At 57.4% G+C, this 23,094-nt stretch carries 20 protein-coding genes and 1 pseudogene; 10 read left to right on the top strand and 11 right to left on the bottom strand.

What is annotated here, in order from left to right; all coding sequences use genetic code 11:
- Positions 1-21 precede the first annotated feature (21 nt).
- On the top strand, positions 22-1,410 hold the full coding sequence (locus tag NKJ84_RS20540; RefSeq protein ID WP_352507957.1) for a class I SAM-dependent methyltransferase: 1,389 nt from the start codon (positions 22-24) through the stop codon (positions 1,408-1,410).
- Positions 1,411-1,683: 273 nt separating this feature from the next.
- Here the strand turns inward: NKJ84_RS20540 and NKJ84_RS20545 are convergent, their stop codons facing one another.
- Positions 1,684-2,361 (bottom strand): class I SAM-dependent methyltransferase, encoded by a 678-nt coding sequence (locus tag NKJ84_RS20545; RefSeq protein ID WP_352507958.1) that lies wholly within the window; start codon positions 2,359-2,361, stop codon positions 1,684-1,686.
- A gap of 5 nt (positions 2,362-2,366) precedes the next feature.
- The gene (locus NKJ84_RS20550) at positions 2,367-2,993 is read right to left on the bottom strand and encodes a hypothetical protein (protein ID WP_352507959.1); all 627 of its coding nucleotides are present in this window, start codon (positions 2,991-2,993) and stop codon (positions 2,367-2,369) included.
- A gap of 84 nt (positions 2,994-3,077) precedes the next feature.
- Here NKJ84_RS20550 and NKJ84_RS20555 point away from each other — a divergent pair, with 84 nt between their 5' ends.
- Positions 3,078-3,308 (top strand): hypothetical protein, encoded by a 231-nt coding sequence (locus NKJ84_RS20555; protein ID WP_352507960.1) that lies wholly within the window; start codon positions 3,078-3,080, stop codon positions 3,306-3,308.
- A 538-nt stretch (positions 3,309-3,846) separates the two neighbouring features.
- On the opposite strand, the gene NKJ84_RS20560 is transcribed toward NKJ84_RS20555, so the two are convergent.
- Entirely contained in the window at positions 3,847-4,335 is a 489-nt protein-coding gene (locus NKJ84_RS20560; RefSeq protein ID WP_352507962.1) for a hypothetical protein, read from the bottom strand.
- 169 nt (positions 4,336-4,504) lie between these two features.
- Between NKJ84_RS20560 and NKJ84_RS20565 the strand changes: the two genes are divergently transcribed.
- The 5 genes from NKJ84_RS20565 (at position 4,505) to NKJ84_RS20585 (ending at position 11,401) form a co-directional block, all read left to right on the top strand.
- On the top strand, positions 4,505-6,565 hold the full coding sequence (locus NKJ84_RS20565; RefSeq protein WP_352507963.1) for a hypothetical protein: 2,061 nt from the start codon (positions 4,505-4,507) through the stop codon (positions 6,563-6,565).
- Between the two features lie 105 nt (positions 6,566-6,670).
- Positions 6,671-7,351 (top strand): class I SAM-dependent methyltransferase, encoded by a 681-nt coding sequence (locus tag NKJ84_RS20570; RefSeq protein WP_352507964.1) that lies wholly within the window; start codon positions 6,671-6,673, stop codon positions 7,349-7,351.
- Positions 7,352-8,002: 651 nt separating this feature from the next.
- Positions 8,003-9,283 carry an O-antigen ligase family protein gene (locus NKJ84_RS20575; RefSeq protein ID WP_352507965.1) on the top strand — a complete coding sequence of 427 codons (1,281 nt, stop codon included), beginning with the start codon at positions 8,003-8,005 and terminating at the stop codon, positions 9,281-9,283.
- A complete protein-coding gene (locus NKJ84_RS20580; RefSeq protein WP_352507966.1) occupies positions 9,280-10,263 on the top strand; it encodes a glycosyltransferase family 2 protein in 984 nt (327 codons plus the stop codon). The genes NKJ84_RS20575 and NKJ84_RS20580 overlap by 4 nt, the downstream gene beginning before the upstream one ends.
- A gap of 34 nt (positions 10,264-10,297) precedes the next feature.
- Entirely contained in the window at positions 10,298-11,401 is a 1,104-nt protein-coding gene (locus tag NKJ84_RS20585; protein WP_352507967.1) for a glycosyltransferase, read from the top strand.
- A gap of 56 nt (positions 11,402-11,457) precedes the next feature.
- Here the strand turns inward: NKJ84_RS20585 and NKJ84_RS20590 are convergent.
- The 8 genes and pseudogenes from NKJ84_RS20590 to NKJ84_RS20625 form a co-directional block, all read right to left on the bottom strand.
- Positions 11,458-11,632, bottom strand: a pseudogene (locus NKJ84_RS20590) (IS21 family transposase); the annotation flags it as partial.
- Between the two features lie 86 nt (positions 11,633-11,718).
- Positions 11,719-13,596, bottom strand: coding sequence for a Wzz/FepE/Etk N-terminal domain-containing protein (locus NKJ84_RS20595; protein ID WP_352507969.1), 1,878 nt, complete (start codon positions 13,594-13,596; stop codon positions 11,719-11,721).
- Positions 13,597-14,074: 478 nt separating this feature from the next.
- A complete protein-coding gene (locus tag NKJ84_RS20600; RefSeq protein WP_352507970.1) occupies positions 14,075-14,356 on the bottom strand; it encodes an exopolysaccharide production repressor protein in 282 nt (93 codons plus the stop codon).
- A 103-nt stretch (positions 14,357-14,459) separates the two neighbouring features.
- The gene (locus tag NKJ84_RS20605) at positions 14,460-14,705 is read right to left on the bottom strand and encodes a hypothetical protein (protein ID WP_352507971.1); all 246 of its coding nucleotides are present in this window, start codon (positions 14,703-14,705) and stop codon (positions 14,460-14,462) included.
- Positions 14,698-15,552 (bottom strand): sulfate ABC transporter permease subunit CysT, encoded by an 855-nt coding sequence (cysT, locus tag NKJ84_RS20610; protein WP_352507972.1) that lies wholly within the window; start codon positions 15,550-15,552, stop codon positions 14,698-14,700. The genes NKJ84_RS20605 and cysT overlap by 8 nt, the downstream gene beginning before the upstream one ends.
- Positions 15,553-15,655: 103 nt before the next feature.
- Positions 15,656-17,557 (bottom strand): sulfate adenylyltransferase subunit CysN, encoded by a 1,902-nt coding sequence (cysN, locus tag NKJ84_RS20615; protein ID WP_352507973.1) that lies wholly within the window; start codon positions 17,555-17,557, stop codon positions 15,656-15,658.
- The gene (gene cysD, locus NKJ84_RS20620) at positions 17,557-18,504 is read right to left on the bottom strand and encodes a sulfate adenylyltransferase subunit CysD (protein ID WP_352507974.1); all 948 of its coding nucleotides are present in this window, start codon (positions 18,502-18,504) and stop codon (positions 17,557-17,559) included. The genes cysN and cysD overlap by 1 nt, the downstream gene beginning before the upstream one ends.
- Before the next feature lie 84 nt (positions 18,505-18,588).
- On the bottom strand, positions 18,589-18,939 hold the full coding sequence (locus NKJ84_RS20625; protein WP_502896165.1) for an inositol monophosphatase family protein: 351 nt from the start codon (positions 18,937-18,939) through the stop codon (positions 18,589-18,591).
- A 70-nt stretch (positions 18,940-19,009) separates the two neighbouring features.
- On the opposite strand from NKJ84_RS20625, the gene NKJ84_RS20630 reads away from it, so the two are divergent.
- The 3 genes from NKJ84_RS20630 (at position 19,010) to NKJ84_RS20640 (ending at position 23,072) form a co-directional block, all read left to right on the top strand.
- Entirely contained in the window at positions 19,010-20,416 is a 1,407-nt protein-coding gene (locus tag NKJ84_RS20630; protein WP_352507975.1) for a polysaccharide biosynthesis/export family protein, read from the top strand.
- Positions 20,417-20,862: 446 nt separating this feature from the next.
- Complete coding sequence (locus NKJ84_RS20635) at positions 20,863-22,104, top strand: glycosyltransferase family 2 protein (protein WP_502896171.1); 1,242 nt, start codon at positions 20,863-20,865, stop codon at positions 22,102-22,104.
- Positions 22,101-23,072, top strand: coding sequence for an NAD-dependent epimerase/dehydratase family protein (locus tag NKJ84_RS20640; RefSeq protein ID WP_352507977.1), 972 nt, complete (start codon positions 22,101-22,103; stop codon positions 23,070-23,072). The genes NKJ84_RS20635 and NKJ84_RS20640 overlap by 4 nt, the downstream gene beginning before the upstream one ends.
- The last annotated feature ends 22 nt before the right edge of the window (positions 23,073-23,094 follow it).

The raw sequence follows: 23,094 nt of genomic DNA on the forward strand, positions 1-23,094 counted from the left end.
GCGCTCGAAGGAGGATCGACTATGAACGCGACACCAAGCTCCCAACGAATGGAATGGACCGAGGGGGCAATTGATCAGTTCTTGTGCACCGAAGAACTTGGTTACCAAGCGATTGACCTGCCCTTTGGACGGCGTACACCAGGGGCTTCGCGGCTGGACTTGTGTGATATTGCGTTTGGACAGGACTTGGCCGGTAAAAGCGTTCTTGATGTCGGGTGCTATCTTGGCTACTTCAGCTTGATCGCCTGCGAGCGGGGAGCTGGACATGTGCGCGGCCTGGATATCGATCCAGAGCGGATCCGACAGGCAAAAATAATCGCGGATATCAAGGGCTATGCACCCGAATATCTGCAGGCTGACATTGAGCGAATTTCGGATGCGGATCCCTTCGATATCGTTCTGTGCCTCAATGTACTGCATCATCTGGCCGATCCGATCGGCAGTCTCCGTAAGTTGGTGCAGATTACGCGCCACTCGTTAATCGTCGAAGTTGCTGGCTTTGGCGGGCACGATGCGCGCAAGCTTAACATCACGCCTGCAGTGGGATGGGCTCTTAAGGGCCGGCCAGTGATTTATGTGTCAGAAGGACATGCGGTCACAAACGAGATAACTGCGAAGCAAAAGTACTTTTTTTCGCCCGAGGCTGTCACACAGATCCTGACAAACCACTTTGGCGTATTCTGCGAAGTGCAAACGTACCGCTCGGCCTTCAAGGATCGCACAATAATAAAGGCGACGCGCCGTCGTATCCGGCACCTGCTCATTGTGGCTGGACCAACCTCGTCCGGAAAGAGTACCTTCCTGGATCATTTGTCAGCGGGCGGGCTCCCTGACAATGTCACCGCCCTCCTCCCGAAAGGCGTTGAGCGGTGGCCGCAGGTTACAGCAAATCGTCTTGTGCGCCGGGACGAACTGGCTCTGGAAGAACCGGTTCTCGATGGGTTGGTGCTGCACTACGACATTCTACGCCCGAAGACTACCGGACTTGGCGCCTACCGGGGGGACCAAGCTCTCGATCTGATCACCTGTGCGGAGTCGCTTACCGTGATCACGCTGCGGCCAAGTAAGGATCGGTTGATAAAGCAGCTTGTGCAGGCAGAGATCCTCGAGCGTGAAAAGCCGGCCAAAAACTCCCGGAGAAGCCTCACTCATGCCATGGGTCGCAGGGTTTTGGAACGAGGTCCGGCTCTCGTCGGGGCCGCGCTCAGCATTCTGCCCGGCTTCCGCGGACGCCATGAAGCCGGGAAGGCGGCTTCTCGCTTGATGCAAGCGAGGCGATTGTCTCGAGATTACGGTGCGCCTCGTTGGCTCGACAGGTGGTATGATAGGTGGAGTGGATACGTCAATGCTGTCGCCCCGAGCGCCAACATAATCAACTACGATCCCTGGAACCGAGCACTGCTTGATTAAGGATTGAACACTCTGGGGCCGGATCCATCGTGTTTGCTTGCTCGCGATGGATCCCGCTTGATGGTTCTCCTCACCGAAAGAACGAAGATTGTAATCTAATCCAGAGCGGGCTGGTGGCTCGGCGGGATGCCGGCCCTGGTGAATGGCGTGAGGACGACCAGCCAATGGGCTTTCCTTACGGCCCGTTTTAACGTTGGTTCACAACGTTCGGGACCCTTATAGATGCGGATTGCTCGACCGATGGTTACGGCCGGGGAGTCGAATGAGGTACGGCTATAGCGGCGAGCGGATTCGGTCGATCTTCAGCATCTGGTACCGAACGCTGGGCCCGAGATCGGTCACCGAAAAATCGGAGCCGAGCACAATTTCGACGACCTCCAGGCTCGGATCGAGCATCCAGCCGTGCTTGTTCTCGCGCAATTCGAGCACGGCCTTGCGCCTCGAGATGCCGTTGTAGCCACGAACAAAGTTCTTCGAATGCGAGAGGTACGCGAGCGGCTTGGCGAGGCTCAGCTCGAGCAAGCCGACCCCGCCGATTGCCTTCTTCAGCGCGCTCAGCGCACCGAGGAGATCCGGAATCTCCGTTAGGACAGCGAAGCACATGACGACGTCGAACGGTCCGAGGTCGCCGAGCTCGGCGATGCCGCGCGTCTGGAACGAGATGTCGGCCTTCTCGTGTTGCGCGAGAGTCCGCGCCTGCACGATACGCTTCTCGAGAATATCGACTCCCACCACCTCGCGCGCACCGCGCTTCTTCGCCCAGAAGCAGTACGCGCCTGAGTTGCAACCGATGTCGATGACGCGCTTGCCCCGCACGTCTAAGTGCTTCTCGAGCAATGCGATGCGTGCGCGCGAGTCCACGCTTCCGCGAGTGGTGAGCCCGTTGGAGAGCTCGATGGTCTGGTACCACTCTTCGGCTTGAACCCAAGCGCGAAATTCTTCGTCGGTCATTGGCGTCACCTCACAATCCTCAGGCGCGAGAACAGGGCGCGCGTGCGCGGAGTGAGGACCGTAACGCGCGAGAGCGTCTCGTGGCCGAGCGCAAGCACGGCGGCCGCGCGATGGTGTCCGCCCATGAGGTGGACCGTGTCGTCGTCGTCGTGCAACACACCGAAAACTGGATCCGACGCCTCGGGCTGATACCCGCGATCCTTTACGCTCGCGAAAAACGCGAAGCGTTCGTCGACTCGCTGATCGATGGCGCGCTCGACAAGGTCTTGCTGAAAGACCGGCTGCTTCGCCGCGAGCACCATGCCGGCGCGTTGGTGCTCGACCACGACCTGGCGATACAGCGAGCCGTTGTGAAGGCCGCCCTTCGCCTTGGAAACGCCTTGGTACTTGCGAAACTGCTCGACGTACCATGCGCGAAACGCCGCCTTCGCACCGTCGACATCCCCAAAGGTGTAGCGGCGAAAGAACTCGTAGGGAGGGAAGCGCTCGATCGGTTGCCCGCCGTAGCCCTCCTGCAGGTGGACCTGCCGGCTGTCGTGGCGAAGCCACGCAATCGCCACATCACGCTGGAACGGACGCAGGGCTCCCACCTTGAAGAGGAGGCCGCGCAGCGTTGCTAGGGTGCCGCCCATGTGCCGAGTATCCGTCGCATTTTGCTCGGGCAGGTCAAACTCTCTGTCTGCGGCCGGCAACTAATAGAGCTGTAAGAGCGCCCGATGAACATCGCTATCGTCACTGCCCGTGCCGGCTCCAAGTCGATCATCGACAATAGCATTCTTCCGCTGCGCGGCAAGCCGATGGTGCATATATCCCATCCTCGCCGCCCGCGCCGCGATCTCGACTCCGTAACGGCGGTCTGGGAAGCGGCGAATGATCATCCGTATCGCGCTCTCCAGATCAATTCCGCCGGTTTGATCGAGGCGTTCGGCGGCGCTCGCAAGATTTAGACGGAGCGCCAGAGCTATCCCGAGGCCTACTACTGCGATCAGGGCGTGTGGCGTTTCGCAAGCACACCGTGCAGCGGGAGGCTCTGAAATCGTCATGTGTCGAAGCCCTCAAAGACTTCGAACATTGTCCCTCAGGCCCGCCCCCGAAGGTGTCTCCAGAAGACCGCTTACGTTTGAACGAACGGGTCAGAAGTTGTCGGCTCCATAGCCGAACAATTCCGCGGTCTGCCTGTGCCTGTCCAAAGCCGCTGTCGCGCTGAACGATCGAGGCGGGCAACCGCTCGGGTGTTGACGTCTGGTGCTATGTGATCGGCTGTTTCATCCAATTTTATACGCAGCTTTTCGCCAGTTGCGGCATCTGCGTTCGCCACGCGCCCCGTCCCAAATGATTTAACCTTGAACCGGATCTTTCCGTCCTCCGCTGCCGCTGTGCCGAGCGCTTCGTAAAGGCTTGTGACAAAGGCCTCCGGTGATCGGACCAAGTCCTCGAATCGAAGCAATAGCGCATCACGGTTTCCCCGAAGCTTTAAACATCAGGCTAGTACCATCTGATCGCGCGCGCCTCGCTGAGACCGCTGCGGATCAGCCCTTCGCACATCGGCAGCAGATGCCGCGTAAGCACAAGGTTCCGCGCTTCCGCAAAGCCGCGCGCAATCGCGTCGTCGAATGCGATGTAGTAATCCATCACCTTTAAAACGACGTACCGTGCTTGGGACTTTTCGTTGCGCTCCCCGGGGCGGACGGTCTCGGCAGTCGCTGCGCGCATATGACGCCAAAAGACGGGAACAGATGCCCAGTTGACGGCCCCGCCAATATGGCACGCAGCCTTGCGCAGCTTGTAGAAGCGTCCGAACACTCCCTCATGCCATTCGCGGTATGGCATCAACACATCCGGCGAGCTGCCGATGATATTCCAGACAATGTTTGACCCACCTCGGCCAAAGCAATTCAATAGAAGCGCATTGGGCGGAAGAGCTTTGCCCGGCCTGGTGGGAGGCGAAGCACCGATCCTGTCAGCGGTCTGCATCTGCTTTCTCCGTTATCGCATCAGGCGCGACCCACTTCCCTGGCTGTCGTTGAAAGGCTAAACTGGAACCTATGATATGCTGCGGAGCTTGTGAGGAGAAGCGCGATAGTAAGTAACGGGTGTCCATGCGGAGTCTCATCCCGAAACCAGCAATTATTGGCACACGACAATGACCAACCGCATTTCTCGCCGGGATCTGGCGCGGGCCGCATGCGCCGCCCTTGTGCTGGCGGCATCCGGTCGCCCAGGACGGGATGCTCGCGCCGCCGGTTCGGCGCAAGGCTCGCAGCCGAAAGCTCACTCCTGGCATCCTGGTCTGTTCCCGGAAATGATTGTGAAATCTTGGTTTCAGGAAGATCTGGCCGAAGGCGAAGTCTCCTCTTGGCAATCCGGCGGCGTGAAGCCGGTGGCTGCGGTGCAAGCCGAGCCCTCTCTGCGCCCGACAAAGCTTCCGAATAGCGGCGGCGTCCTCTTCAAGAAGGACACGAAACAGGCGTTGACCTGGCCCGTCGATAAGGATGCCCCCTATCTCCACCGGTGGTGGCTCGTGATCGCCCGGTGCAATTCGGCAGTCAACGCCGATGCGAATAACGTTTCCGTTCTTTGCGTCAATGGAGCGGAGGGTGGCTCGGTGCATCGCCAACCGCGGGTCTGTTTCAGGCCTTCGGCAGGCGCATTCGTTTCGCAGATCGATGACGGTAAGATTAAGAGCGAGGAAGGGCAATGCTCGACGGATTTTGGCGACTGGAATGTCATGGTCGGGTACCGCCGCGGATTCGTGATGCAGGCCGTATTGAATGGGGTCAAGACGGCCGGCCAGACGATTTATGCATTGGGACCCAACCGGATGAAATCGCAGAGCTTCATGGGCGATGTGAACAATCCGATGAGGGCCGATGTCGCGATCGACTGCGTCATCATCGGACAAAGCGAACTGAATGACTCGCAGATCGATAAGCTGATGGGATGGGGCATGTGGCGCGTCGGCCGGCAATCCGCCCTGCCCGACGATCATCCTTATCGCCAGAGCCCTCCCTCAGCCGTGGATGCGAACGACAATCCCGCGCGCTATGCCTTCGATACGCAGGCCTGGGCAAGCTGGGCGGCGGTTGGTAAAAGGACGAACCAAGCCCATCGCGGTCAGGCGGCGCCCGACATCGGCGGCTATACGACGGTGTTCTTCGACGATTTCGAAACCAACACCATTGTCGACGATCTGACAGGCGCACAGAGCAGCGGCTGGTTCGCGCCGACGCACCTCACCAATATCGGCGGGGATGCCAAGGCACAGCGGATTTCCAAGACGCCGTCTTCATACATTCACGATGCGGACAGCCACACACTGTCGCTCCGTCTCGTCCACAACAAGGTTTGGAGGACCGGCGCGTTTTCGTCGGTCAACAACAACGGCCAAGGTCGGTGGTGGGGAAAAGGCATCTTCGAGATCCGCGCCAAGTTCCCGAAGCTTTCCGCGCCGCGTCCGGGCTTCTTTCCTGCCTTCTGGGCCTATGGCAAGGAGCACCTGTTTTGGCGGACGCGGAATCGTCTGGAAACTGACTTTTGGGAATATGGGGGGAAGGACGGGACGTGGATCAATATCAGCCAGCATGTGCATAAGCCGGCGCTTGCCTATCTCGATCCCCAAATCGCCGCCGCCGACGTTCGCCGGAAGATCGCCGGCTACCCGATCGACCAAGCAAACGGCTTCCCCAACGCCATAGACATATATGACGGCGAGTTTCATACGTGGTACGCGCAGATCGAAGATGATTACACATTCTTCGTGATTGATGGCTATGAAGTGGCACGTTGTGCGACCACGCCGGAGCTTGCCGCGCAAAAATACATCATGGTCAATTTGGGCTTTCGATCCGGCAAGGGCGGAATTTTGCCGGATCCATCCGAAACTTACGACATGGTCATAGACTATATTCGGGTCCGCCAGAAGGAGTCGGACCTTGCCAAGGTGCCTGCGGGCTTCGGGCAATTGCCTGAGCTTTCCGGCTCTGCCTCCATCGGAAGCACGCTGAGCGTACAACCGAATGTGCCGGCGTCGCTTCTCGAGTACCTTTGGTATCGTGACGGAATTCCCATCATCGGCGAAACTGGTGCAAAATACAAGATCAATGCAAGTGATGCTGGGCACAGGATCCGGTGCCAGGTGCGTGCGCTCTCTTTGCTTGATCAGCCGGAAGCCTGGACAGCCGAAGCGGACCTCATAGAGGGGTAATCGTGCAAATGAGCTTTCGCGGCTTGGATATGGTATCATCTGCCCGAGCAAAAAAGGACAGGCGGCAACGTCACCTCTTAGTTGCTTTCGCCCCGGGAGAAACATATGAACCCCTTCAGCTATGACCGCTTGACGGTGAATAGCCCCAACCCGGTTGCACGGCTTGCGCAGCGAAGCCGGCATGAGAGGGGTATCCGACTTGTGAAGCAACATCTCACTCCAAGCAGCGCTATCCTCGAGTTCGGATCAAACAAAGGCGACTTTCTTAACACGCTGGCCAGCCGGGGCTGGAAAGGACCGCTTTACGGCTATGATCCCTATGTGACGCCAAAAGCCCCATCGTTCACGCCGGTAGGGAGCCTGGGAGAGATACCTGATGAGGTACTAGACGCGGTGCTTGCCTTTGAAACCCTCGAGCATGTCGACGACCACGTATTAGAGGAGTTCATCTCGTTCTGTGAGCGCTCTCTTCGGGCTGGTGGAGTTCTGATCATCTCCGTGCCCATTATGGTTGGGCCTATTCTCTTGCTCAAGTACCCCAACGCCGTTTTCATAAACAAGTCGCGATGGCGATACAGCGCCTGGGAGCTATTCCGTGCGGCAATTCTGTGGCAACAGGTCCCACGGAGCAAGTCCGGCGCCTATCTCGATCACAAGGGGTTTGACTACAGGGTGCTTCGGCAGAGGCTCGCCCGCCGCTTCGCCCCGATCTCGATCGGATATTCTCCATTTCCGGGCTTGGGCCCGGTCCTAAACTCTCAGGCTTTTATGTGCTTCCGGCGATAAGTACGAGCGATCGTATCTGACGTGAGATTGAACCACCGCCACGGATATGTCCCTTGCTTTTCTCAAAGAGTTTCTGCGCACTGAATGGAGTGCACTGAGTCCTGCGCGGACCCATCCCCCTTGATGTCCCGCCGGAATTCAGCGCATTGCCGGTCTTCTCGGGCGAGGCTTCACCAGTCCAAGAGCTGACTGTCGTATCGAACGTGATTGCGTCGCAATAGAGTGTCTCTGGTATCGCGACGGCGTTCCGATCGTGGACGAAACCGGCACAAGCTATGAGCTCAGTTCGCGGGATACCGGGCATAAGATTCGCTGCCATCTCTGTGCTCAACCAGCCAGAAGCCTGGACACCGGAGAGCGAGACCGTCGGCTAGGCCGCATCGACCGCACGCCGTCGGGATGCGTCACCATTCTCGTCGGACTGCTGATGAGTTCTGCCACCAGTAAGCCTCCCCGCAGCCGAGGAGGGTGAGCTTTCCCAACAGGCGGAAACCTCTTCGATATGCGATTGCCACAGCGGGCGGAACGATGGGGTCGTCGGCTGGAGCAGGGTGAAGTGTTTCTCCGCGGGCTGGCATTGATACATCCAACAAGTGCTGTTTCCGGGAAAGAGAACATGCTAAAAGAATATCGCGCCGCGAGGGGGCTGTGATGCGTTATCTCCTCACATTCGCGATACTGAGCCTCTTCCTGCCAATCAGGCTCGAGACGGGTTTTGTGTTGCTGCGTCCATTCGAGCTGATCGCCTTGCTGGCGCTCATCCTTGGCGTGGCGACGGGGCGTTGGCGAAATTTGGCTTTTTCAGCCGGTTTTCTGCTGCTCCTGCCCTTCTTCGGCTGGCACATGGTCTCGGCCTTCAGCGTGGACGCGAAGAACGGCCTGCGCGAGCTGTTGCAGATGTCCACCGTGGGCGCCTTTGCGTTCGCCATCGCACAGGAGGCTAGATGGCTCGGGGCGCAGAAGGCCGTCAACATCTTGCTTTTCGGCATGGTGCTGATTCTCGCCTATACGATCTCCTGGCATGTGGCTCATGGCTACTCGGTCGGCTGGAAGCACTTGGCCGACCCAAGGCTCGTATTCACCTTCCTTCCAATTGCGCTCGCGGGACTCCTCCTCTTCGCCAAACGGGCCAAGCGGCGCGCCCTTTGGTTTGCATGGGCAGGGATACTTCCCCTGCTCCTGCTATCCGGGGAACGCAAGGCGTTTTTGATCTTTCTCTTTCTGACCGCTGCGCTTCTGATGCGCGGACGGCTCGCTGCGATGGTACCAGCGATCGCCGCCGGCTTCGTGGGTCTTTTCATGTTATCGACCACGATGGATAACGCCTATGTCGAGAGGCAAATGCAGACCATTCTCGATCCGCTGAGCATGGGGCAATACGAATATCTGGCCGCGACGGGGAAATATGCCCCTGGAGACACCCCGAGCAATGTCCAGCGCGCGTTTGCTTTCACTCTGTCCAGACAACTCATCTCCGAACATCCACTGATGGGCGTGGGTACGAACCAATTCAAGAATATTATCGATACGGATTTCACCGGACTTCCTGGCGAGTTGCGGCTGGGGATACATGGCGAGTTTCAACGCATCCTCACCGAGAACGGCATCATTGGGCTCAGCCTCTATGTTCTCATATGGATTGCTGCATGGTTTCGCTTAAGCCGTACTCTAAGCTGGGCCCTTTCTCACGGATTGATCGGAGCGGCCCAGGCACGGCTTCTGCCCCTCGTGCTCCTTGTTCCTTGCGCCTTTTACGTTGGAACAGAAGCCTCCGGCACACGAGCTTTCGTCACGCTGAGTCTTGTCTCGCTCCTGCCTGAATTGACGCGGCACGGGCTTTGCCTATCATTGCACAGGATGCGGAGGAGCCACCCCAGGAGCATGACACATCCTCGATTTCTCGGGAGCCCCTTGTCAGGAAACACGAGATGAGTGTTTCGGTTGTCCTGACATGCCACAATGAAGAACGCTTCATCGTGCAGGCAGTGGAAAGCGTGATCAATCAGACCGCGTCGAGCCACATCAAAGAGATCATCATTGTCAATGATGGCTCGATGGACGGCTCGTCGGAAGTGATTGCATCGCTGGGTCGCAGGGAGCCGCGCGTACATGTCCTGACGACGGCGGGTATCGGGCCTTCATCGGCGAGGAACCTTGCCATCGGACATGCTACCGGTGATCTTATTGCAATTCTCGACGGCGATGACTTCTGGGCCGAGGACAAGCTTGAGCGTCAATTAGCCGTCTTGGGCAATGGCTGCAAGGCAGGTCTTGTCTATGGTGATCTTGTCGATTTTTCCGCGCCGGATCTGTCCGATGCTCTACACGTCGCCGTGCGCCGCTATCGCGCGGACCAATGCGATACGTTGCCGACATATTTTCTGCTTGACGGGCCGATTGTTCCTTCCAGTATGGTTATGCGGCGGGAGATGGTCGAAGATATCGGGTTATTCAATGAGGCATTCAGGGCTGGAGAGGATACAGAGTTTTGTATGCGCGCAGCCGAGCGTTGGACATTTCAACATGTGGCCGAAGCACTCGTCTATAAACGGCGCCATGGCTCGAATATAACCCGCAGACTCGACGCGCTTCTGCCGGTAGCCGAACGCCTCACGCGAGAATGGGTCATGCGACGGCCGGAACTTACGCACCTCGCGCGTCGGCGCAACGCGCGTTTGTACGCAAAGGCGGGCAATGATTGCGTGGCTCAAGGCGAAAAGAAACGCGGAGCGCGCTTGCTCATTCGCGCGATGTGGCACGATCCATTGTCCTGGCGCGTCTACGTTTACATCCTTCTTTGCGTCCTGCCGAGGGGCGTGGAGCCCCAGGTGCGCCGCGCAGCCAAGCTGTTGTTCTACCGCGCCCTGCGCAAAGGGAGCGGCATTGACGAATATCGGGGCGCTCAGCGCTAGAGGCACAAGGCAATCGGGAACGCTTCCGTATCACATGCGAATTCTTTACTTCATCAACGGCTTCGATCCCGGTGGTGCCGAGCACGGGCTGCTGACTTTGCTGCAAGCAGGATTTTTCAGCGGGCATGAGCTGAAGATTCTAGCCTGTTGCCGTGGTCGCGGGGCTCTTGCCGATGAAATCGCCGCAAAGGTCGGAGAGCACAATCTTATCCTGACGTCGCAGAGCGAAGAGCCTTCCTTGCGCACCTTCGTGAGCACGTTCTTTGTAATGTTACGCCTCATCCGGGAGTGGCGGCCGGATATGGTTGTGTTGTCGCTCAAGCAGGCCAATCTCCTGGGACGATTCGCTGCGATGTTCGCTCCTCGGCTTCGCTGCGTTTCATTCGAGCACATCGCCCGTTACCGCTCCCGGCGTGCCGAAGGCGTTTATGGCCCTGTGCTCAAGGCGCTGTCCTGGCGTGTCGACGAAATCTGGGCTGATTGCGAAAATACGCTCCGGGAGACACAAGCATACTTCCTGCCCCGCAGGCGCCGGTCGCATGTGGTGCCTCTGTTTCGTGCCGATGAGGCTTCCTCCCACAAGCGCGACTACGCGCTTCACACACCCTTGCGCCTTGCTGCAGCCGGACGCCTTATGGCGCGAAAGAATTTTGACCGCCTGATTGAGGCCATCCGAATGCTCCAAGACCGGGGCGTTTCGGCAAGCCTCGATCTTTACGGCGACGGGCCGGAACGGCAGGCGCTTTCGCGCAAGGCGGATGAGCTCGGCATTGGAGATCGCGTGCATTTCCATGGCTATGTCGCGCGCTGGTCCGAGCTAGCCTGTGATCGTGACATGTTCATCAACCTGTCCGATACGGAAGGGTTCTGCATCGTCGTCGCCGAGGCGATGCTTGCCGGCCTTCCGGTTATCGCGACCGACGTCGGCGGTATCCGGGATTACGGCAAGCATGGAGAGAATATGCTGAAGCTTACTGTTTCCTCAGCGGAGATGGCGGTAATGCAAGCATTGGTGTTGGCGGGCGATGAAACGCTCTGCAAGAGGATTGGAATGCAGGCACGACAGGATATGCTGGAGGCCTATTCGCAGGGTGCTTTGCGTGTCCGCGCTACGGCGGTGTTGGGTGGCGGAATGTAAGGACCGGCAAAGGACTGGCGACCAGGATAGCCGGGCCGATCGTGAATTTTGACGGCTCGGCATCGCACCTGTCTGACATGGTTCTCGACCTGGCGCCTCTCCCAGCCCGATGCCAGCGCTCGGGATTGTATTGCCGGTCCTTGCCGACGAACACCATCTCCACCGCCATATTCAGGCGAACGCCCGGTCATGCTCGTCGAACACCATTTCCTGAATCTGGCGCGGATAAGCCGTCGTCATTCTCGGCATTCGAGGAGTTTGTCCGTCAAAGCCCTCCTTGGGCTATCTGCATAAGACAAAAAATGCTTGCTCCACAACTAAGTCTGGTAATACTGATTATAACGTTCACTGTAAAATTCGGCACTGCCGAACTTTTGATACAGCTTGATTCTTTTGAGATCGACCTTGTTAAGCAGAACGCCAATACATTTATCCGCAAGGATCGGATTGTTGTTGAGGCTTTCGCGCACGAATGTACGAGCGGTCACGCCCCATTCAACAACCAGAATAAGGCCGTCGAGGTGCTGGACAAAGGACCTCACGTCCGCGACTGGAGCCAACGGGGGCAAATCAACGACGACGTAATTGAACGTAGAGCCCGCCTTGAGCAGAAAGTCGCCCATTTTCTCGATAGGCTGCACGCTCTTTGCGAGCTTTTGTTGGCTCTGGTTCACGCCGGGCAGGAACCGCAATGGCAATGACTGATGGGCCAGCAAATCTCTCGCGTTGAACTGTCCAGCCAACAAGTTGGCCAGGCCTCGTTCCCAGCCGTTGGCTAACATAGGGGACAAGCCCGGATTGTGGATGTCGGCATCGATCAACAGCGTCCTACAATGCTGCATAGCGAGAACCATCGCAAAATTAGCCGCGACCAGAGACTTCCCTTCTCCCGGGAGGCAGGAAACGATGCCGATCGCCTTGGTGCTCTTCCCTGGTAACTCGACATCAACAGCGACTTTCACCGTTCGCATCGCTTCAGCGAATTCCGAGCGCGGATGTTGCTCTACCCAGTTGAAAGCGCTGTTCCCCACCTCGATGAATGACGGCTCTTCGGTCGCACGATCACGCTTGTTTCGGCGAATTGGCTTTCCGTCCAGCAACGGGATCATTCCGAGCGTGTCAAGTCCGAGCTCATCGCGCACTTGACCCCTCGTGCGGAAAAAGCGCTCCCGGTACTCTCGAACTCCGCCCACACCGGCGCCAATCATGCCGCCGAGCACGACGCAGACCGCCAACGAAAGACGGCTGTTCGGAGAACTCGGGCTGCTGGGGTATGGTGCCTCCGAGATAACCCGCGCCTCCGTCAACGCCATCGAAAAGTTCTGCAGGCTCGCTTGGTACTGCTGCAGGACCTGTTCATATTGCGACTTGAGAGAGGACGCCTCAAGTTCGAGCTGGCTCAAGGTAACCAGCGTTTCCTTGGTCAGCGTATTGTCTGTTCGGAACCTGTGGACTGCGAGCTCGGCGTCGACCGATCGCTTCCGCACTGTCTCGAGCTCTTCCGCCAGTGCACTGCGAGCTCGGATAATCGACTCATCTTTGGCTCCGACTTGGTCAGAGATATAGATTTCCGCATACTTATTGGCTATTTTTTGCGCCATTTCAGCGCTAGGCGACCAAAATTGGACTTGCAGAATGTAAGAATTGCCTACACGCTCTACCGTTATATTCTCAGCCAGAATGTCAAATGCCTGCCACCGAGGATCGGGTCCTCGCGCCGCACTCGATTTCGCCGGCGCTCCGCTTTCGTCGGAACTGCCGATGAATGACCGCACCACCCGAGCGACCGATCCTGTGAGACTGTTGAGCAACGAATACGGCGCTGACAAGAAAGGGCGATTGGTAGCAAGACCGAGGCTGTCAACGACCTTTAGCCCGATGCGGTCGGAACGCAACAATTCGACCTGGCTCAGCATCATCGGGTCAAGCTGTGTGGAGCTTCCGCTCTCTGTTAACTTCGTCACGACGGAGGGCTGGTCCTTGTCGATCAGGATTCTGGACGTCGACTCGTACAAGGGCACCTCGACCCGAAGATACGCCAACCCCAGCACAAGGCCTACGAGAGCGCAAGTAAGGACGAACCTCAACTGCCGTCGCGCTGCCGCCACGAGTGTTTCGAGATCAATCGTTGCCGGCTGAGGATCGCCAAAAATGAAGGCAGAATCCGGGTGCTGATTTTCAACTTCGCGGAGCATAAGCCTTCAAACCCGTGGGATGAAACTGGCAGCGTATAGGTAGTGACAAATACTATACCACATTGTCTGACTGTCTCGAAATTCAGTATCGACGCCGGGGGGCCGCTCCTCGCCAAAGACGCAAAATCTTAACCTCGGATTGCAATAAATGAAACTCACGCGGCCCATGCTGTCTGCAATTCCGCTACACGTCTGCGATCCAATTAAAGGAAGAAATCGGGTCGTATTGCCAAATGGCAAAACATCTGAGCAAGAGATTCCGGGCCTAGGTTGAGCCTGTCCTGCGGAAACAGGGACGTCGATTGGAATGACTCGTCGATCACCGCCGCGCGATATCGATCACCGTAAGAGTTCTGGGCGCATTTGGCGCCTCGCGGAACACCTCTCAGGTGCCCGAATAAGACAGGTTGCAGTCACATTTTGTATCGTGATGTGGGGTGTCATCCTGCTGATCGTCCTAATCTAAACAGCCAGAGCCCTATAAAGGCGGAGAGTGGTCCACCTTATTCACTAAGTGGCTCGGCAGTTGCTCCCTTTCGGACTCATCGCGTGGGGTATTTGGCTTCGGAATCACGGATTCTTTGGAGACCGAGCGCCACACTAGCAGCATGACAGCAACAAAGTACCCAATCTGTATCAAGACCCCACAAATTAACGTTTGGACAAACGTACTCCAGAGCGAGGCGGTAAGCAAATATATACTGATGGCGAATGCCGACAGTACTATGATAAAGCCGCGCAAAAAAAGCAAAAAGGACATCGCCGTCCCACTCGCAGCCGCTCGCGCGACGCGCTCCTTGGCTGTTCAGCCCTCAACGCGTTGACCATCATAACATATCGGAACGGGTTAGAGCGATCAAATATTAGGAGATGCGAATAAAAACCCAACCTTTGCCAAGACGCTTTCGGCGGATATGGCGGCCGCGCCCCATGCGACCAATGCCACTCAGGCCTTCCTTCTTGTGCTCGCGCAGATGGCCAGCGTTTCGACCAAATGGCCGAAGCCCTTGCTCGATGCCTGGTCGACCATGAGCAGGTAGCGCGCGACCGGTCGCTCGCTGGTCGGCGGTGTCGCTCCCGATCGGCCATGCGATGGCCACGTCAGCCATAACGCTTGCGGCTCCATGACTGCGCCAGGTTGACGATCAAGAGCATCAAGAATGACAGCACCATCATGATCGCTGCAATCGCGGTTGCCGCCGGATAGTTGTATTCCTCCAGCCGGATGATGATCAGCAGTGGCGCGATCTCGGATTTGTAGGGCAGATTGCCGGCGATGAAAATGACCGAGCCGTACTCGCCGACACCGCGTGCGAAGGCCAGTGCAAAGCCGGTGATGATGGCCGGCGCGAGGCCCGGAAACAGGATGCGGGTGATGATCTGAAAACGGCTGGCGCCAAGCGTGGCGGCGGCTTCCTCCACCTCCTTGTCGATCTCCTCCACGATCGGTTGGACAGTGCGCACTACGAAGGGCAAGCCGATGAAGACCAGCGCAATGACGATGCCGAGCGGTGTATAAGCGACCTTGATCCCGAGCGGCGCCAGCAATTTGCCGATCCAGCCGTTCGGTGCATAAAGCGTGGTCAGCGCGATGCCGGCCACCGCCGTCGGCAGTGCGAAGGGCAGGTCGACCATGGCATCGACGATGCGGCGGCCCGGAAAGCAGTAGCGCACCAGCACCCAGGCGACGATCGTGCCGAAGACGACGTTGACGGCGGCGGCAATGAAGGCGGTACCGAAGCTGATTTCAAGCGCGTTGATAGTACGGCGATCGGTGACGATCGCCCAGAAGTCGGTCCAGCCGAGCGCCGCCGAGCGCCAGATCAGCCCGGACAGGGGAATGAGGATGATGAGGGTGAGGTAGGCAAGCGAGAAGCCGAGCGTCAATCCGAAACCCGGAATGACGCTCGGCTGTCTGAACCGCCACCGCGCGGCGACGGCGCGAGCGATCGTCATGATACCCTGTTGCCCATTGGGTCAGCTTGCAGATCTGGTCGAAGATGCCTTCCTCCGCGAAGTGATAGCGCCGGACGTGTGGCACTTGGCTGAAAAGCGCGGTTCATCGGTCGATGTAGCCGTGATGCGCGAGATAGTTGATAACCTGTTCGGCCAGCTCCTCCGACGCGCTCACCCCTGCCGCCAGCACAATTTCCGGCAACTCTGGCTCTTCATAGGGGCTGTCGATGCCAGTGAAATTTTTAAGCCGACCTAGACGCGCTCTCTTGTACAGTCCCTTTGGATCCCGTTTCTCGGCGACGTGGAGAGGTGTATCCACGAAAATCTCGACATACTCTCCCGCAGCAAACAGCTCTCGGGCCATTTTGCGCTCGGCCCGGAACGGCGATATGAACGACGCCAAGACAATCAAGCCGGCGTCGACCATCAATTTCCCCACCTCACTGGCGCGCCGCAGGTTCTCGACACGGTCCGCATCCGTGAAACCAAGGTCACGGTTGAGGTCGTGGCGAACGTTGTCACCGTCGAGAAGATATGTGTGCCGCCCCATTGAGACGAGGCGCTTTTCTACCAGGTTAGCAATCGTTGACTTGCCCGCCCCCGAAAGACCGGTAAACCACAAGATGACCGGTTTCTGACCTTTCAGGCGCGATCGTATGGATTTGTTTATCTCCACTGCCTGCCAGTGAATATTGGATGCGCGACGCAGGGCGAAAACAATCATTCCAGCACCGACCGTCTGGTTTGACAGCCGATCAATCATGATGAAGCCGCCCATAACGCGGTTGGACGAATACGGCTCGAACGCGATCGGCTCCCGCGTCGACAGGTTAACTGCGCCGATCTCGTTTAGGTGGAGCGTCTTGGCCGCCAATTTTTGGAACGTATTCACGTCGACCTTGTGCTTTATCTCCATCACGCTTGCACCCACAGTGCGCGAGCCAATCTTGAGATAATAGGTCCGCCCTGGGATGAGCTCGTCGTCGCTCATCCAGATCACGTGGGCCGAAAACTGATCAGAAACCTCGGGGCGACTGGCAGCTGCACAGACGATGTCACCACGCGAAACATCAATTTCGTGTTCCAGAACCAAGGTAATCGCTTCGCCAGCCGCCGCCCATTCGTGCTGGCCGTCATAGGTGATGATCGACTTGACCCTGGACGTGCAGCCGGACTGTGCGACAACGACTGGATCCCCAACGTTGACCACGCCACGTGCGATTGTTCCCGAATAGCCACGGAAGTTCAAATTCGGTCTATTGACCCATTGCACCGGCAACCGGAATGGGCCGGCTGTTTCATCGCGGACCACATCGACGGTTTCGAGGTGCTCGATGAGCGTCGGCCCTTCATACCACGCCAACCTGGCGCTCCGCTCCGCCACGTTGTCGCCAAAGCGTGCCGACATCGGAATGGAGAGTAACGTTTTGAAGCCAAGGTCCGCGGCGAAGGTCTGATAGTCAGCGCCAATCCGATCAAAGGCCTTCTGGGAGTAATCCACCAGGTCGATCTTGTTGATTGCGGCAACGAGGTGCTTGATCCCAAGCAGCGACGCGATGAAAGTATGGCGGTGCGTCTGCTTGAGGACCCCCTTCCGCGCGTCGATGAGAATGACGGCAAGCTCGGCATTCGACGCGCCTGTCGCCATGTTGCGCGTGTATTGCTCATGGCCAGGCGTGTCAGCGACAATGAACTTGCGGCGATGGGTCGAAAAGAATCGATAGGCGACATCGATGGTGATGCCTTGTTCACGCTCCGCTTCCAGACCGTCCACCAGAAGCGCGAAATCGATGTCATCTCCAGTTGTTCCGTGCTTACGAGAATCGCGTCTCAGACCCGCGAGTTGATCCTCAAAAAGCAGTTTGGCATCGTAAAGCAGGCGTCCGATCAGTGTTGATTTTCCGTCATCGACACTTCCGCACGTCAGGAAGCGAAGCAGGTCCTTGCTTTCATGGCGCTCCAGGTACTGGCTGATCGCTGCGGGGTCTATCGGTATCGCGTTCATCAGAAGTATCCCTCCCGCCTCTTTTTTTCCATCGCCCCTGACTCGTCGTGATCGATTAGACGCCCAGAGCGCTCGGACGTTCGAGAAAACAGCATCTCGTAGACGATCTCCGCAACCGTCGACGCATCCGATTCAATTGCGGCGGTCAGCGGGTAGCAACCCAAAGTGCGAAAGCGCACCATTCTCATTTCCGGTATTTCGTTGGGCTCAAGCGGCAGCCGGTCATCATCAACCATTATCAGCACGTCCTGGCGCCACACGACCGGACGCTTGGCCGCGAAATAGAGCGGAACGACGGGAATGTTTTCCTTCAGGATGTACTGCCAAATGTCGAGCTCGGTCCAATTGGAAAGAGGGAACACACGGATGGACTCCCCATGACGAATCCGCCCGTTGAAAACATTCCAGAGTTCCGGGCGCTGGGTCTTCGGATCCCAGTTGTGATTTTCCGTTCGAAAGGAAAAGATGCGCTCCTTGGCTCGGCTTTTCTCCTCATCGCGTCGAGCCCCGCCAAACGCTGCGTCGAATTTATACTTGGTCAACGCCTGCTTGAGTGCGTCGGTTTTCATAACGTTTGTGTAAGTGGAAGAGCCGTAAGTGAACGGGTTGATCCCTTCCTTCAAGCCCTGCATGTTGGTATGGACGATCAGATCCATGCCCGCGCACTCGGCAGCATCATCACGGAACTGAATCATCTGCTTGAATTTCCAAGTCGTATCGACGTGAAGTAGCGGAAAGGGCGGGCGCGACGGAAAGTACGCCTTGAGCGCCAAATGCAACATTACCGACGAGTCTTTGCCGATCGAATAGAGCATTACCGGGTTTTGAAATTCCGCCGCAACCTCGCGGAAAATGTGGATTGACTCTGCCTCAAGTCGCTTAAGGTGGGTCAATCTTCCGCTGGAGACGAAGGGGGTTCCATTCGTGGCCACCATATCGTGCAGCATCTCACGCTTTCCCTCTTCACGATCCTCCATCGACAGAGCGAGGCGTGCTTTTCATCCGCGGTGTGCTCGTGGAGCAATCGGGGACTACACCGAGCCTCTGACCCCAATTTTTCCGACGTAGAATTCTGCGTCGCCGCAAGCGACAAGATTTGCAAAATCGACATCTGATCGTTGGCGCCCCCTTTTTGTAGGTCCCTCGAGATTAAGGACGATGCCACCAGCAACTCGAAGGACTGCGTCGCCAGCCGCCGTGTCCCACTCCATGGTTCTGCCTGGCCGGGGATAGGTGTCCGTCTCACCTGCCGCTACACGCCAGAGCTTCAGCGATGGCCCTGAGGGAACGGCGCAAACCATATGGTCCATTATGTCGATCCCGTCCAACTCTTCCGCCTGTGCGACTTTTGTACCGAGCTTTACCTGGGATAAATGAGTCATATCGGCGACACTCGCTGTGACCGCGGACACAGTGAACTCGATATTTTCATGACAGGTTGGAGCAGCTGATATGCTGCTCGATCCGCAACTGCTCGATCCACTAAATGCGTTGCGACCAGGGGCTGAATTGGTTGGTTATGTGTATGACTGTCAGCCGTTCGAACACACGAGAGCGCGAATGTTGAATAGATCGGTGCGCTGGCGAGCAGGCAGCTGCGCCGCGCTCGCATGCTTGTTTCTCTTGTTCGTCTACGCGAATCTGTCGAATGGCCCTGCCCTAGCACAGGAGTACAACGTCGACGAGTACCGTCTGCAGCCTGGCGACGTGATCGGCTTCGCGGTCATAGGCTATCCCGAGATGCAAAAGCGAGCTGTGATCGACCAGAGCGGTATAATTGTCTTGCCGGTCTTGGGCCCCCTAAAGGTTCGCCAGAAGACAATAGAGGATGTTCGCAAGGAGGTAATCGAGGTCCTAAAACCGAAGTCCCTTCCGCAACGATCCGCCGACGGCACTGAAAATTGGACCGGTTTCTATCCAGATCAGATTATAATTGATATTGAGGAATACCGACCGGTCTATATCGACGGGGATATTGCCTCTCCTGGGACTCAGGCCTTCCGACCAGGAATGACTGTGCGACAAGCTGTGGCTGCTGGCGGCGGCTATAAGCTCGGTCGCGGCGAGGTTGGAAACCCTGAATTGACAGCAGCGGACCTTGGCGGCCGCCTCTACGTTCTGCGCATCAAGTATCAGGAAAGCCAAATCAAGGCTGCTCGCATAGAGGCGCAGCTGAGCGGCGCCAGGGCGATTGAGGTTCCGGAGGCAGAACGTGACCCGAGCCTCGAACCCCGTCGCGACGAAGCTTTGCAGCAGGAACAGAAGCATCTTGAAGCTGTCTATGTGGATCAGGAGAAGGAGCGCGCTTCAATCAAGTTGGCCACGACCAAGGCGGCGGAACGGATGGGCTACCTGAAGGAGCAGCAGCAGGCGGATCAAGCGGGAGCGGCAGCGGATGTGGCGGAACTTGATCGCCGCAAGAAACTCTTCGAAAAAGGTCTGATTCAGATCACGATGGTCAACGATGCTCAACGCGCAGTGCTCTTGTCAGCGACCCGCGCTTTGCAAACCAACGCTGAGATCTCTCGACTTGAACGCGACCAAGGGGAATTGCAGCGCAGCCTTGAGAAGCTTACCGACCAGGGTCGAATTACCCTGTTGGCTGACTTGCAGACTGAAAGCGCGGCGATGATGGAAATGCGCGCTGAGATGGATTCATTGGCCAAACAAATCGCCTACGTGAGGCAGCTGCGCAGCGACCTTTTGGCCGAAGGGGGCCGCCGGGCTATGATGGGTGTAACCCGTTCCAATGACGGAAAGGCAGCGACGATCGAGGCGACCGAAGATACTCTGCTCGCTCCGGGTGACACCATCACAATTACGCTACAGGCCCCACCAGGAGCGGCGGTCGCGAACTAACTGATTAAATATTGCTACGGCGTTCATCGTCACACCTCCCCTGCCAAAAGGAGGACGAAGCCCGCAAGCTGCTGCCGGCGCCGGAGCACTTGAAGTGGACGACGGCCCGGGACTTGGTTCCGCCTTTTTACGCGGAGATAGAGCCCACCGCCGTCGCTATATCGGTTTCAGCTCCTTGGCGCGAATAGTAGTTTCGGCTAATATATGCGTGAACGACCGATCCCAGCAACTCTGTGCCGAGGTTGCGGCGGATAGCAGCAAACGAAGAATGCTGAAAAGCAAAGAGATTCAGTGGTTTTTTTTGCGGACGCCTGCACACACCAACGGAGAAGGGTTTGGATGACACTCCGTCCGTCAATCTCTCGTCAGGTCTTTGCGAACTTCAGGCTGCCTGATTGGCTGATTGATATCTCGTCCAAAAATCATTTCTGGCCAATCTGGGGGCGATCGCAATTCTCTTCCTTCGGGCGCGACTAGGGATGGCGGATTTGCCAGGCAATTCACAGCACTCTGCCCACACGCTCGTGGCGGTTATTATCCCTGCCTACAACGCAGAGCCATTCATCGAGCGTACCTTGGCGTCCGTGCTCGCCCAAACGCATAAAAACATGGAAATAATAGTCGTTGACGATGGTTCGACCGACGCAACAGCATCGATCGTTCGACGACTGGCTGATGGCGACGGGCGCATCAAATTGCTCCAACAGAAGAATGGTGGCGTCGCGTCGGCGCGGAATGCGGGGGTGCGGGCAAGCAAAGGCATCTTTATAGCGCCTGTAGACGCCGATGATCTCTGGCACCCGACCAAGCTCGAAAAGCAGCTGCGTGTTTTCGCTGCGGCTGGCAATGATCTAGGGCTTGTCTACACACTTTACCGGACGATTGACGCCGATGATATGGTGATCATCACGCCGAAGCAGACGCATCCAAATGGATGGGTGTTCATGCAGCATCTCGGAAAAAATTTCATCAGCAACGGCAGTTCGGTGATGTTTCGGCGCGATGTTCTCTTCGAAATGGGTGGCTACTCCTCGCGACTGCGCGAGAGCGGTGCAGAGGGTTGCGAGGACTTCTTCATCCAACAGAGCATTGCCTCCAAATACCGTTTCGGCGTCGTTGAGGAGCATCTTGTCGGATACCGCCGAACGCCAGGGAATATGTCGGCAGATTTCGTGCGAATGCTCATCTCGCGTCGGATAGTGCTCGAGAGCGTACTTGCCCGCTGCACAGAGGCGGTGAAGCCGGTCCTGCTGGATGCGATCTTCCGCACCGATGTCGAGATTGCCAAGCTTGGGCTGATGACGCGCCGATTTGCTGCTGTCGCCAGGAACTGCACCAAAATGCTCTGGCGATCACCTGTGCAGTTCGCGAAACTCGTTGCCGCATTTGCGGCCATTTTCCTGCGCGAGGTGAAGCGAGCACTTCCCCAACCGGAAAGCGAGGACCGCAGCTCAGGGGAAAACGGCTCGGAGATCGGAAGAAATTTTTGGAACTACTCTATTCATGAGTTTGCGGATTCCGCCGAGAAAGCCGACTACCGCGTGGTGCTCAGCAATCTTGCAGTAATGGACGAGAAGCTTGGGCCAAGCGGAGCCTATTTGACGCGGCTTCCCGAAGAAGGGACGCTTGCAATGCCCAACGAGGACACGAATTCGGACAGCCTATGTCCCCTTCGAGACATGAGATGAAGAAGCTGTTGCTGGCTGGAGGAGCAGGATTCATCGGGTCGCACCTGGTCGACCGGCTTCTCAAAAGAAACGATTTGGACATGCTGGTTGTGGTCGACAGCCTATGGACCGGCAGAGCAGAAAACGTTGGTCATATCCGAGATCAACGCCTAATGCTGGTCCGCTCCGAGGTGGAGCATTTCAAATCCGATTTCCAATTCGACGAGATCTTTCATCTTGCCTCGCCCGCGTCGCCGCCGGTCTATATGCGGGAGCCCGAGCGTACCGTCTCAGCAAATCTAATTGGCGCTATGCGGCTCTTGAAGCTGCTCAAAAAGGATGGGCGAATCTGCTTTGCGTCGTCCTCGGAGGTTTATGGAAATCCGTTGGTCAACCCGCTGCCCGAGACGTATCGGGGGTCAGTGGACTGTACGGGCCCGCGCTCTTCCTACGACGAAGGCAAGCGCTGCACCGAGGCGCTCCTCTTCGAAAGCAACCGTGTCCGCGGCGTCGATGTGCGGGTTGCCAGGCTCTTTAACGTCTACGGCCCGCGCACCCGAGCCGATGATGGGCGTGCTGTTTCCAACTTTATCGCCAATGCGTTGGCCGGCAAGCCGATCGTTGTCCATGGTGATGGTCTCCAAACCCGCAGCTGGGGTTATGTCGACGATATTGTCGATGGGCTCGAACGGCTGTTCTGGCTGGAGAACTTCAATCATGTGGGAGCAGTCAACGTAGGAAACGACCGGGAAATTTCGGTGCTTGAGATCGCGCAGTATGTTGCGGGCCTCGTTCCCGGAACGACCATTGTTCATGGTGAGCCGGCGCCGCAGGATCCGACCAACCGGCGTCCTGACCTGACCCTATGCCGAAGAATCCTGCCGGGGTGGTCGTGCAAAGTGCCCTATGAAGAGGGTCTCGTGCGCACATTGCGCTGGTTTGAGGCCAATGGTGGAATTGCGGAAATGAGGGCAACTCACGCGATCTAGAGCCAGCAATGATCGGCGTGAT

The organism is Mesorhizobium sp. M0048, assembly GCF_040323405.1.
Classification (GTDB): domain Bacteria; phylum Pseudomonadota; class Alphaproteobacteria; order Rhizobiales; family Rhizobiaceae; genus Mesorhizobium.